The organism is Ilyomonas limi (genome assembly GCF_005233845.1).
Taxonomy (GTDB): domain Bacteria; phylum Bacteroidota; class Bacteroidia; order Chitinophagales; family Chitinophagaceae; genus Ilyomonas; species Ilyomonas limi.
This window is the reverse complement of record NZ_SZQL01000001.1, coordinates 578,091-591,742: the sequence shown is the minus strand read 5'-3', so window position 1 is coordinate 591,742 and position 13,652 is coordinate 578,091. Positions and strand designations below refer to the sequence as shown.

The window sequence follows — 13,652 nt, the reverse complement described above, 5'->3', positions numbered from 1 at the left end:
AATTTTAAAAATTAATAGAAGCACCTACCGTAAACGTGCGGGCAGATGGATATTGCGCTACATCCACGCCACGCTGGCGGTTACCATCGGTATAGCCCAGTTCGGGGGTAAAGCCGGTGTATTTGGTAATGTAAAAAGCATTGTAGCAGCTTACATACAACCTTACATCCGGCAGCTTGGTAGCGCCGGCGTGCAACTGGTTGAATGTGTACCCGAGCGCTATGTTTTTAAGTGCAATATAGCTGCCGTCTTCTACCCACAGGTCGGAAGAGCGATAATTGTTATGCAGGTTTTCCTTGGTCAAGCGCGGCACCGTATTGCTGGTACCTTCGCCATGCCAGCGGTTCAGTTGATCGGCATACCAGTTAAACACGCCGGTTGCATCTAAGCCTGCTACACGATCGGCATTATACAAGCTTACACCACTTACACCGGCAAACGAAAAGCTGAGATCAAAGTTTTTGTAGCCTGCATTACCATTAATGCCAAACACCGCTTTAGGATTGGGATTGCCAAGGTATATCCTGTCCTGGTCATCTATTTTTCCATCGTTATTCTGGTCAACAAAACGAACATCACCTGGCTTGATGTTAGTCTTATCATCATTAGCAATATTCGCGTCCTCATCTATTTCTTTTTGGTTTTGATATAACCCGGCCGTTTTAAATCCGTAGAAGGATGCAATAGGCTGACCTTCATACGTGCGTGAGGTTTCGAGTGCCTGCCTGCCATACAACACAGAACCAATGTAATTGTCCTTATCGCCATATAGGAAGGTTACTTTATTCTTAATAAATGAAGCGTTGGCACCAATGGAATAAGTAAAATCACCCACTTTATTTTGATAATTGAGCTCTACTTCTATACCACGATTGTTGAGTGTGCCTATGTTTTGGTTTGGAATAGCAGCAATGCCATACGTTTCGGTTAAAGGATATGGTATGAGCATGTCCTTTGTATTCTTATCGAAATAAGTAAGCGTACCGATTATTTTGTTTTGAAGCAATCCAAACTCGAGGCTGATGTTGGTCATCTGCGCACGCTCCCACGTAATATTGGGATTGGCAAGGCTGGTTACTGCCACACCATTCACCGGTGTATTATCAAAATTGTAGTTTTGGTTGGTGCCAATAATGGCAAGGTATTGCAGGTCGGGTACCGCCTGATTGCCCAGTTCACCCCAGCCGCCGGTAAGCTTTAAATCGTTGATAAAATGAATGTTGTTTTTGAAAAACGCTTCATCCGAAATGCGCCAGCCTGCGGAGAAAGCAGGAAAGTAGCCCCATTGCTCATTAACCGGGAACTTGGAAGAACCATCTGCACGCATCGTAAGCGTGAGCAAATATTTGCTTTTATAACTATAATTCAGGCGGCCAAAATAAGAGGCAAGCCCGGATTTTACACCCTTACTGCCATAGTTGTATTGGTAAGCGGGATTGCCATTATTTAAGTTACGCAACGGGTCGGAAGGATCATCGAATCCATTTCTGGATGCACCAAAATTGCTCGACTTGAATGTTTGGGCTGAATAACCACCGGTAAAGTTTACACTATGGTCTTTCGCAAATGTATTGTTGTAAGTAATAGTATATTCTTCCAGCAACGAGCTGGAGTGTGCCTCGCCCTGGCTAAGCGTTGCCAGCGTAATGGAGCGGGTTTGCTCAGGCTCTGCCGGTGTAAAGTTGTAGCCTACATACTGGTTTTGACTATAACCAAAATTGGCTCTTGCACGCAGCCCTTTTACTATATCTATTTCTATGTAAGCGTTGGTAAGAATATTATTGTTGGTATTCTTAATATCCGGATCTACTGCCGTCATTACCGGGTTGTTAATGTCGCCCAGTTCGTTATCTGCTTTAGAAGTACCCCATGAGCCATCCTCATTCTTAACAGGAATAGCAGGGTTAAAGCGCAAAGCACTCCATACAGTACCCGTTTGCGTTGATCTGGTATCCGGTGCATTGCCTTGGGTATTGGAATACAAAAAGTTTTCGCCTACTCTTATTATCTTAAACAGGCGATGCTCCGAGTTGATGCGGGCACTGTACCGCTTGAAATACGAGTTGGGAATCAAGCCTTGTTCGTCATAATAATTTCCGGAAAAACTATAGGTAGAATTGCTGCTGCCGCCTCTCAAAGCAACATCGGCATTATTGGTTTTGCCGGTACCCAGCAGGGCACGCTGCCAATCGGTTCTTTGTGTTGCGTAGTACGGATCGCTCCAGATGCCGGGTACTGTTAAACCGTCATTGGTGTATGCTTCTTTCTTCAGCATGGCAAGGTCTGGCGCAGTTAGCAGGTCTAAATATTTAATAGCTTTGGAAGTGCCGGTGTACAGGTTAACGGATGCTTTTAATTGCTCCCCAAAATTGCCTTTTTTGGTGGTTACCAACACCACGCCATTAGCCGCACGGGTACCATAAATAGCTGACGAAGAAGCATCTTTCAATATTTCTATCGAAGCAATATCATTGGGGTTTACATCATTTAAACTGCCCGCAGGAACACCATCAATCACCACCAGCGGGTCTGCACTGTTGATGGTACCGGTGCCGCGTATGCGAATGGTGGGCACCGAGCCGGGCGCGCCATCGGTGCGTACAATGTTTACACCCGCAGCGCGCCCCTGCAATGCCTGTGCACTGTTGGACACCGGGATGTTTTTAAGCGCATCGCCCGATACACTGCTGATAGTTCCGGTTACATCGCGCTTGCGCTGTACACCATATCCTACAACCACTACGTCGGCAAGACCATTGGGTACTGGCAACATAGTAACAATCAAATCGGTTTTGGTACCAATAGCTACTGTTTGTTTTTTGTAGCCCACCAGCGAGAAATCGAGTTGCGTGGTACCTTGAGGTACGGTAATACTGAAGTTTCCATTTTCGTTGGTAGTAGTGCCTACCGAAGTGCCGGGGACTAATACACTTACACTTTGCAGCCGGTTACCAATAGAGTCGGTAACGGTTCCTGTAATGGACTGTTGCGCCAACAGCCAGCTTGTACAAAGCAGCAGGATAAGTGTAAGAAACAAAGTTTTTTGCTGTTTCATACAATTGTTTAGTTTATGAAGGTGAAAGAATAAGTAAGGAAATGCATGTCGTTAGTTTTAGGTTTTCATAATGTAAGTTTACCACTTTTGTTTCATGCCGATGTGTTTATAATTGTCATTTATTGCTCCGTTTTTGTTATTAAAAAATATTCTGCGGTTCTGGTATAGTAGCGGGTATCATTATCCGGTACTGTTGTTCAACACAAACCAATTCTTTATAGTTGCTACTTGCAGCGGCTTCACTTTTTAGCCATTGTTGGTGTTCTTCACCAACAACAAAGTGAGCTAAATAGTAAACCTGCATTCTTCATCAACTAATAAATAGCAGTTGGTGAAGAACAACAACAGCGGCGAGTTCTATAAATCCTCACTTTGCATTACATTGTATCACTTGCACCGGCTCATTATTTTTTGCTGCTATTAATAGGGTACTGTTGCCTGTTTTTACTTCCATTAGATTTCTTACATCGCCCGGTATATACAAGCCTGTCTGCGCATACGGCAATGGCGTAAAAGTACCACTGCCATTACCTTTCAGCGCCAACCCCATGCTTGCATCCATGGGGCCGAGTTGCACCCGCATGGGATAAAAATTACCAGCAAGCACTATGTCCATTTTGCCATCATTATCTATGTCTTTTGCTACCAGTCCATTCGTCATGCTTATTTGGGCATACGCAGGTAATGGCTTTATGGTAAATTGCTTATTTCCATTATTGCTTATATAAATGGAATGCAATGTTTGTATGGATGCTGTTGAAGCTTTAGCCAGTTGTTCGCTTGAAAACATATCCGAAAGTTGTGCATCGGCGTAGTCCTTATACCGCCCGAAGCGCTTTTGCAAAGCAGGTATTTGCTCCAGTATTTCATCGCGCGAAAAGTAAGGATAGCTTTTGCCGCCATTGTAATAGCAGAGTATAGGATCAATTACTTCATCACCATTAAAATCGGCGTAGGTGACAGTCAGTGGCTCTTTTGCCGATGCTTTAAACTGCGTGTTGGTACCCATATTTCCTACCACCAAATCTGTATCGCCATCGTTATCAAAATCGGCTGCCAGCAGGCGACACCACCAACCCCTGGTGCTATCGAGCCCATACGCTTTGGTTTCGTTTTGGAGCACACCGCGATGGTTTTCAAATACCGTAACCGGCATAAACATGCCTGCTACTACAAGGTCTTGCCAGCCGTCTTTATTCAGGTCTATCCATACTGCATCGGTCACCATACCAGGGTGCAAAAGCGTAGCATCTTTTTGATTACTATCATTTACAAATTCAATATGTCCTTTTGTGCTTTTATTTTTTAACAGCATACCCGCCGGCGCTTCAGGAAACCTCCCGGGTTCAATTTTACCACCTACAAATAAATCCAGCAAACCATCTTTATTCATATCTGCTGCTCTTACACAGGCACCACTAATAGTTTCGGCAGGCAGCGCATTTACAGCCAATTTGTAATTGCCTTTACCATCGTTTTCATACAATTTATCCTGGTAATTTTTTGCATTCAGATAGTAATCAGCACCGCCGCTTACAAGGTACAAATCGGCATCGCCATCACCATCCGCATCAAAGAAAAGCGCATCTGCGGTAGTGCTTTTATTATCCATATTCCAGGGCTGATTGGATGCAGGTATAAACATGCCTCCTTTCGTTTGCAAAAACAATATTTTATCCTGCTCTGCACCGCCGCCAACAAATACATCTTCCAATCTATCTCCGTTTGCATCGCCTTTGGCAAGTGCCGGTCCAATTTTGGAAAGCTGGCAGGGTAATAAAGGTGACACTTTAAAGTCAACAAACGAAGAAGACTTGTGCGTAAAATGGATGCCAGCAGTTGCCGTAACATCTGTAAATAATGGCATTGATGGCGGTGGCAATATTACAGTATCGGGCATTGCATCCGCCTCTGCTATTGTTATAGTTGTATTACCCTTTATATTGCTTACTATCGATTTCTTTCCGCTTAGCCATTCTACCTGTATAGTTTGTATAATACTATCCTGCCCAAGGCCAACATGCATTACCGGGTCAATAGAAGATTGAAAACCGCGCGTGATAAATTGCTCCTGCATCTGCTTGTTATGCGGGGTAGTTACATACACTTTTGCACCAATGCCTTGTGTATTTTTTCCTGCACCTTTTAGTTTTATTTTTAAAAAATAGCCTGCTTTTTTTTCAACAGTATTATTTTTTAAAAGCGTTGGTTCATCGTTGATGCAACTGATGATAAGATCCAAATCACCATCATTATCCAGATCGGCATACGCACTGCCATTGCTGATGGCTTTTTTATTCAATCCCCAACTCTGCGAAACATTAGAAAAAGTAAGGTCATGATTGTTGCGGTAAAAGTAGTTGCTGAGTTTGGTAGAAGGCATTTCCTGTATTAACTGCCACATTTCCACTTTATCGCCCTTCTCATTAGTAAAATTGTTGCTGTAGCCCGATGTGTATTTCACAAAATCCAGGTTGGTAATGTCTTTGAAAATGCCGTTGGATATAAATAAATCTTTCCAGCCATCATTGTCAAAATCGGCAAATAAAGGCGCCCAGCTCCAATCGGTATTAGAGATGCCGGCAAGCTGTCCCACTTCGCTGAAAATGGGCGTGCCACTGGTATCTGTACCATTGTTTAACTGCAACGTATTGCGCATTTGCTGGTGATGAAAATGATGCTCCACACGCGTAGTATATTTATCGTACGTGTCTGCCCCTTTCAATAATTTCTGACGATGATTGTCTTCGGGCAGCATATCCAGCACCATCACATCGGGCTTTGCATCGTTGTTATAATCAGCTATATCAGCGCCCATTGCAAACTCCGAAATATGCCCTGCCGCTTTATCCAGCACTTCTCTAAAAGTACCATCATGATTATTGAGGTACAAAAAATCACGCTCATCATAATCGTTGGTAACATAAATATCTGTCCAGCCATCGTTATTAATATCACTCGTAGCCACGCTCAACCCAAAATTCAAACCGCTGCCGGTAATGTGTGCCGCTTCGCTGATGTCTTTAAACACCCCATTATCATTACGGTACAACCTGTTGCCAAACTTTGGATGTCTGGTTGCACGCAGCTTTTCAGTATTGTAAAATGGATTGTAAAACATATCGGCATGATTGACCAGAAACATATCTACATCACCATCATTATCCATATCAAAAAAAGTAGCGGTGGTAGAGTAAGTGCCGGGCGCATCCAGTCCATACGCTTTGGCACTTTCTGTAAACGTAGGGATGCCATTCTTCGCACCGTTGTTGATGTACAACTCATTACTTCTTTCGGCATCTGTTCCGGGACCACTATAGCAAACATAAATGTCCAGCAGCCCATCCCCATTTACATCTGCCATCACCACTCCTGTTTTCCATCGCTTTCTTTTGGTAAAGCCAACCGCATCGGTTATATCCTTAAACCGCATATCGCCTTCGTTCAAATACACCTTATCATTCACCATGTTGCCCGTAAGTACCATATCGGCAAGTCCGTCGCCATTCAAATCACCGGTAGCTACACCGCCGCCATTGTACAGGTATTCGTAAGTAAGTATATTGAAGCTGGTATCTTCTTCAATGTGATTTACAAACGTTATATGCGATTGTGATGATGGAACTGGTGTAAACAATGTATCTCCCGCCTGTTTGCAGTTGCTCCACATTATTACTATCAGCAGCAGGATTACATTTAAGTTAAGTTTCATAAACAGCTAGTACTTGCCGTGCAATTTAAGCAAACACCTGGCAACTCATCCAACATAAAATAGCAGCAATTGCCTGCTTATACGATTAAGCAAGCTAATGTAAATATAGATAAGCTTTATTGAAAATAAAATTTTTTACAGGAAAAGTTTTTTTACTTAAACGTTTAAGCTATTTTTGAGTTATTCCATTGCACTTCCTTGCCGGTGCATATTTTAGCTGTCATAATCATTTTACATCTAACGAAAGCATATACATGAAAAAGTTCTTTTTTCTATTAACAACTACTGCATTTATCTCTCTTGTTTATTGCCAAAATATAGATCCATCCCATCATGTGCCTATAGAAAAAAATCTTTCTGAAGCGTGGGCAAAAAGCTTATGGAGTAATGAAAGAAAGGCATATAAAGGTGATGAGCTATTAACGATAGGAATGCCGTGCGGTGGTATTGCTGCCGGTCAGTTGTATGTGCGCGGCGACGGTACGCTTGCAAACTGGTGGATTGCCAATAATGCTTATAATACCGGCTATGGCGTTGATTCACTTACGCATTTCAATACTGCATTAGGACCATGGGCTGTATGCTATAAAACCTTTCGCCCTGCCAGTTATATAGACCAGGGCTTTGCCATTACCATTAATCAAAATGGCAAAAAACAAACCGTTCAACTCAACAAAAACGGTTTTGATGATATTGCTTTTACCGGTGAATATCCGATTGCTACAATTGATTATGCCAATAAGAAAAATACATTGCCTGTACAGGTAAGTGCAGAAGTATTTTCACCATTTATCCCAATGAATGCACGTGAATCTGCAACGCCGGCTACTATTTTAAAATACACGATTAAAAACACTTCTTCGCAACCCGTAACGGCAACGCTCAATGGCTGGCTGCAAAACCTGGTGTGCCTCGAAATTGCGAATGAAATAAATGCCGATAGCCGCAACCGGATTATCAGGAAAAATGGTATTACTTCATTGGTGATGGACCTCGTTCCTGGCAAGCCGCTAACTGCAACAGATAAGCCGGTACTAAAAGTGTATGAAGATTTTGAAAACGGTTATGGCAAATGGACAATCAGTGGCGATGCATTTGGTAAATCGCCGGCGGCGGGCAGCTTTGGCGGCGACCAAAGCAGGTTAGTGAACTTTGGTGGAAAGGGTGTTGTCAACTCATTTTTAAATGGCGATGGTACTACCGGCAAAATGGTGTCGAACAATTTTACCATAGCTGATGATTATATCGCTTTTAAAATAGGCGGCGGCAATCATCCGGGCACTACCTGCATCAATCTTGTTGTAAATGGCAAGATAGTTCGCACCGCAACCGGCAAGAATACCGAAGGGCTGGATATACAATGCTGGGATGTAAAAGATGTAAAAGGTCAGCAGGCGCATTTTGAAATTGTGGATGCAGAAACCGGCGGCTGGGGACACATTAATATTGATGATATTGTGTTTAGTGATAAATGGGTTACAAAGGATAAATACTTTCCTGCCAATCATCCATATTATGGCAATCTTTCGCTGAGCGTATTAACTGCCAACGCCAATGGTGATGCAGATTATAGCGGTTTATCAGACAATAATAACAGCGATTCTGCCAAAAGAAAAACAGGCGAAAAATTTGCCGGCTCGGTAGGCAGTACAATCAGCTTAAAGCCCGGCGAAAGTAAAGACCTTACCTTCCTGCTAACCTGGTATTTCCCTAACCGGCCATCGTATTATTACGGTAGCGATGTAACAGATATCATTGGCAACGATTGGAATACGGCACTGCCAACAGATGGTGCAACTATTATTGGCAATATGTACAGCAACTGGTTCGGCAACTCGCAGGAGGTAGCTTATTATTTACAAAACAATCTCCCGCGCCTGTCTGCCGAAACACATACCTTTCACGATACCTATTACAACAATACTACACTTCCTTATTGGCTGGCACAACGGTTGCTGATGCCTTTATCCACACTTGCTACCGAAACCTGCCAGTGGTGGGCAAATGGTAAATTTTGGGCATGGGAGGGAGTAGGTTCCTGTGTAGGTACCTGCACGCATGTATGGAATTACGAGCAGGCACTCGCACGCTTTTTCCCTGAGCTGGAAAGAAACATTAGAGAGCGAACAGACTTTGATGCTTCCTTTCAAAAAGATGGCAGCATACTGGCGCGCAACGGCTGGGGCGGCGTATTGATTGATGGACATGCAGGTGCTATTTTAAAAGCGTATCGCGAATACCTTAATTCGGATAATGATCTCTTTTTAACACGCAACTGGGATCGTATTAAACGCGCCACAACATTCATCATTAATGAAGATGAAAACGAGGATGGTTTAATAGAAAAGGTGCAGGCAAACACATATGATATTGCGTTTTATGGCGCTAATACATACGTGGGTTCGCTTTATCTGGCGGCACTTAAAGCAGCAGGTAAAATGGCTGAAATAATGAATGATACCGCCTTTGCTGCACGATGCAAACAAATAGCTGCTGCCGGTGAAGCAAATACGGTGAAAAGATTGTGGAATGGTGAATATTTTATTCAGGATGTAAACCTTAAGGCACATCCCGAATACCAGTATGCCACTGGTTGTTTAAGTGATCAGTTATTTGGACAAACATGGAATCACCTTAACCATCTTGGGTATATTTATCCAAAGGAGCAGGTGAAGCAAACGCTTCAATCTATATGGAAATACAACTGGGCGCCCGATGTAGCTGTGCAAAACAAAATACATCCGCCCGAAAGAACTTACGCCAGTTTTGGCGAGCCTGGTTTACTGGTTTGCACTTGGCCAAAAAGTGAGCACATGGGCGAGAAAGGGGTGCGCTACCGCGATGAAGTATGGACCGGCATAGAATACCAGGTAGCCACCAATATGATTTATGAAAACATGATTGATGAAGGCTTATCTATTGTAAAAGCAGTACACGAGCGATACAGCCCCGAAAAGCATAATCCCTGGAATGAAGTGGAGTGTGGCGATCATTATGCCCGCGCTATGGCATCGTGGGGCGTAATGCTGGCGTTGCAGGACTTTTATTACAACGGACCTGAAAAAATAATGGGTTTTCATCCAAAGGTTTCGAAGGATAACTTTAAAAGCTTTTTTACATCGGCAAAGGCGTGGGGCAATATTGCGCAACAGCAAACGGCTGCTTCGCAAAGCAATACCATCAAAGTAAAATATGGCACCTTAAGTTTAAGGCAACTGCAATTGACAACCAACAGAAAACCTACACAGTTAAGCATGTATAGCAATGGCACAAAACTACCATGCACTTACACAACAGATGGCGATATGATAACTATCAATTTTGAGGAAATTACATTATTACCCGAACAGGAAATAGTAGTAAAAATCGGATAGCTATATCCACCAGATAATAACAATTGTATGCGTAACCCGTTTTATTTTTAATACGGCGTCAGAATTAGGTGCATGGTACCATAAATAAGTTTAACATAGGATAAATTGGTTTTGGATACTGTTGAGATTGTAAGTGTTTTTAAGTATAATTTCTTACGTGTAGTTGTTGTTTGGTTACTTTTTGCCCGATCAAAAGTAACCAAACCTGCCTGACGGCAGACAGGAAATCAAGGACGGCACGATCACTTCACGCATCTGTCCATGTCTGCGCCTCCACTTACTCTAAGATGGATTTAGTATTGTAGCTGTTGATTAGGCTAACAAAGGTGTTATTTGCAACTGTACTGTATGGTTTACTGAAAGCTTTAAGAATTTAAGTAATAGTGCATTAAGATTGATTGATCCGGTAAACAGGTTCCCACAAAGTCGTCGCTAATTCCTGGTAATAATTGGCAGCAATTGCGCAATGAGTGGCTACATAATCTTTCAATTTTCTGAAACACCAAAATGCTGTTTTATTAATAAGAAGACTGTTACACAATTTTCTTTTACTCTAGGGTAATACTATGTTGCATGTTTTTGCCTTTGTATGCACCTGCTTTCTTTTTCATTATGAGAATGAATACAACCACAATAAAAACAGCGCATACATACACAAATAGTAAAGGATATTGCGTGGTAAGCGTTAGCTCATTATTAGGCTGTATTGTTACCATTTTTACAAAAGGTTCTGTACTGCGTTCCTGTGCAGCTATTTTTCCCGAAGCCTGTATCAGTCCTGAATAACCATTGTTACAATTAACTACCACATCTTTTCTTGTAGCTACCGCACGCAGCCTTGCATTGTAGAAATGCATGCCTACAATGTATGTATCATTAAACCAGCCATCATTGCTCATGTTGCACAAAAAGTTGGCACCTTGCTGTACCGCGCTGTAAGCAGCTTGCGGCACCGTACATTCATTACAAATCATAATGCCGGCTTTGCCATAAGCAGTAGGTAAAGGTGCTGCATGTGCAGTATCTTTTCTTTCTATAAAACCACTGCTGGATAAAAAAGGAATGATAATTCCGTTGATTGGACTTTCTACTAATGAAAGTAAATATTGCTTATCATAACGGCCGGCAACAGCTCCGTTGGGCAACAGGCAGTAAGCCGAATTATATACTTCATTGGTGGCATGCCCCGTATTGATGCCCATAATATGCGTGACCTGTGCAGGCGCGGTTATTTTCAGCACCTCATTTACCAGGTCATCGTCTTTACGGTATGTCCAGGGTATAGCAGATTCCGACCATACAATAATGTCAGGTTTTAGTTGTGCCGCTTCGCGGTTGAGGTCTAATAAACGCTCCGCAAGCATATTACCGTTATTATCATCCCACTTCATTTCGGGCGGAATGTTTTCGGCAAGTATCGCTGCGGTGAATGACTTTTGGGGTGAAACAGATTGATTGAATGATTGCTCTATCAGATAGCCAGCAAACAAATAAGCAATAATTACAACTGCAGGGATAAATAAGTGTTTATAGTTCTTTTGAAAAAGAAAAACAGCAATTAAATAATTAACAAACACCACTACAAAACTTAAAATATGTATGCCAAAAAAAGCCGCTGGCTGAATGGCATATTCATTACCTGCCAGGAAGTAAGCCGAATGAAAATCGAACCACGGAAAGCCTGCAGATACATTCATCAACAAAGCTTCAGCTACCGTAAAAACAGCAGCAGCAAGCAGGGCGTTGATGTATATGTTTGGGTAATGTTCATTGCTTATTTTTATTTTGCTAAAGCAATACAACAACACACCAAAATAAAGCGCTAGAAAGAGTGCAGAAAGGATGAAAACACCTATACCATACAAGATGCTGTTGCCGGTAAATCTTTCAGCTCCGGGTATCATCCAGTAAAATGCGAAAACGGCAATCACTCCACCAAAAATAAGTCCGCTTGCAAACCATTGTTTTGGTGTTTTATTGAATAAAGAAAAGAAAAGTGGAACGTAGCATATCCATGCAAAAAGAAAATTGCTGCGGCTAAGTGCTATGAAGGTAAGAATACCCGCAATCAGTGGTCCTATCCATTTGCCTTTGAGAAATTGTTGAATCATAAAAATTCATGCTTATAAAACCGATGTTGTGCTTTTTCTTCGCAGAGAACAGGAGTTTACAGAACTTACGCAGAGGAATAAATAATACTGGATAAACTTCGTTTACTCCTGATTGGCAGCATGTCCAACGAGAGTAATAAATAGCTCTGCGCGAACTTCATTTACTCCTGTTCTCTGCAGTGAAAAAACAAAATAAAAAGGAAAGAACAGTTATTGGTGTTCTTTCCTTTTTTTAACTGTACAAACACTTTTTATTGAACAATCACCTTGATGCTTTCAGCAACATCGCCGCCTTTTACATGCAAAATATACATGCCAGCGTTCAATGCATTATTTACATGCAGTTTGTAGGTAATGTTTTGCTGTGCCGCTTTAATCACTTCTGTGTGAACAGTTTTCCCATTAGCGGATGATAGAGTAACCAACAAATCGCCACCGCTATAATGCTGCAGGCTAAATTGAATGTTGCTGCCCTTTGCAGGATTAGGAAATACCGATACAACATTTGCACGGCTCCTCAGCATATTCAGCGATTTGATGTCTGTTATGCTGGCTTTTCCATTTACATCATATTGCCTGATGCGATAAAAGTTCATGCCATTCAGCGGACTGTCATCATACAGCGTATAGGTATGTGCCTCGGCTGAAGTACCGTTTCCTTTAGTACTGCCAATCACGCTCCATGTTCTGCCATCGCCGCTTCGCTCCACCTCAAAACGGGCATTGTTTGTTTCCGTTACTGTCGTCCAGCGGAGCAATACACCTTTTTCCGCTGCTTGCACAATAAAGCCTGTAATATTTACCGGCAATACAGCGGAAGTAGTTAATGAAGGAAACTCATAATCTACCAGATAATTGGCTGCATCTACCCTGAAGTAGTAGGTAACACCGGGCTTGATATTTGCCGATGGTTTAATAGTATATTCCATTTCCGTTCGCGCGCCTTTTGAAACTGTTTGCGCCGGTAGTTTATACGTTGATACAATTACTTTCCCCGGCTCAAATGCAAATGCCTGCCCGTTTAGTTGCGCTGTGGTTGGCTCCAGGTCGGTTACATACGCATCGGTACCTGCCAATACAAAGGCGCTGGAACCAGTCTCCAGTTTAATAGTATCCCAATGCGAGCCGGCTTCGCTGCTGGAATCTTCAAAAAAAGCACCGTCCAAAGTGCCGCCGCTGCCGTTGTTGTACAGTTCAATACGCAGGCGTATAATGCTGTCCATGGAGGAAATAGTAACGGGCGTGTTTTGTGCAGCCATCCAGGTAGCCGATGTTTCAGAGCCATCATCCTTACGCCAGCGCCAAACGCCCTGTGTGGTAAATGCAAAAAGCTGATGACCGATGATCAGCATTACAGCGAGTAGTAAAACTTTTTTCATAGTGGAAGTTTGTTTGTTAGA

Annotated in this window: 5 protein-coding genes; 1 reads left to right on the top strand and 4 read right to left on the bottom strand. The window is 42.5% G+C overall.

Features of this window, described 5'->3' with window-relative positions; translation table 11 throughout:
* Positions 1-4: 4 nt before the first annotated feature.
* Together FC093_RS02330 and FC093_RS02325 are read right to left on the bottom strand one after the other, a co-directional pair.
* Positions 5-3,055, bottom strand: a complete 3,051-nt coding sequence (locus tag FC093_RS02330) for a SusC/RagA family TonB-linked outer membrane protein (protein ID WP_137260115.1) — start codon at positions 3,053-3,055, stop codon at positions 5-7.
* Positions 3,056-3,422: 367 nt separating this feature from the next.
* Positions 3,423-6,767: a VCBS repeat-containing protein gene (locus FC093_RS02325; RefSeq protein WP_137260114.1), complete on the bottom strand. Its 3,345-nt coding sequence runs from the start codon at positions 6,765-6,767 to the stop codon at positions 3,423-3,425.
* A gap of 254 nt (positions 6,768-7,021) precedes the next feature.
* Between FC093_RS02325 and FC093_RS02320 the strand changes: the two genes are divergently transcribed.
* Entirely contained in the window at positions 7,022-10,141 is a 3,120-nt protein-coding gene (locus FC093_RS02320; RefSeq protein WP_137260113.1) for a GH116 family glycosyl hydrolase, read from the top strand.
* A 548-nt stretch (positions 10,142-10,689) separates the two neighbouring features.
* Here the strand turns inward: FC093_RS02320 and lnt are convergent.
* Together lnt and FC093_RS02310 are read right to left on the bottom strand one after the other, a co-directional pair.
* Complete coding sequence (lnt, locus tag FC093_RS02315) at positions 10,690-12,252, bottom strand: apolipoprotein N-acyltransferase (protein WP_137260112.1); 1,563 nt, start codon at positions 12,250-12,252, stop codon at positions 10,690-10,692.
* A 251-nt stretch (positions 12,253-12,503) separates the two neighbouring features.
* A complete protein-coding gene (locus tag FC093_RS02310; RefSeq protein WP_137260111.1) occupies positions 12,504-13,631 on the bottom strand; it encodes a T9SS type A sorting domain-containing protein in 1,128 nt (375 codons plus the stop codon).
* Positions 13,632-13,652 lie beyond the last annotated feature (21 nt).

Excerpts from the sequence above, each read along its gene's own strand:
- FC093_RS02330 (WP_137260115.1), bottom strand. The coding sequence starts at position 3,055 with ATGAAACAGCAAAAAACTTTGTTTCTTACACTTATCCTGCTGCTTTGT.
- FC093_RS02325 (WP_137260114.1), bottom strand. The coding sequence starts at position 6,767 with ATGAAACTTAACTTAAATGTAATCCTGCTGCTGATAGTAATAATGTGG.
- FC093_RS02320 (WP_137260113.1), top strand. The coding sequence starts at position 7,022 with ATGAAAAAGTTCTTTTTTCTATTAACAACTACTGCATTTATCTCTCTT.
- lnt (WP_137260112.1), bottom strand. The coding sequence starts at position 12,252 with ATGATTCAACAATTTCTCAAAGGCAAATGGATAGGACCACTGATTGCG.
- FC093_RS02310 (WP_137260111.1), bottom strand. The coding sequence starts at position 13,631 with ATGAAAAAAGTTTTACTACTCGCTGTAATGCTGATCATCGGTCATCAG.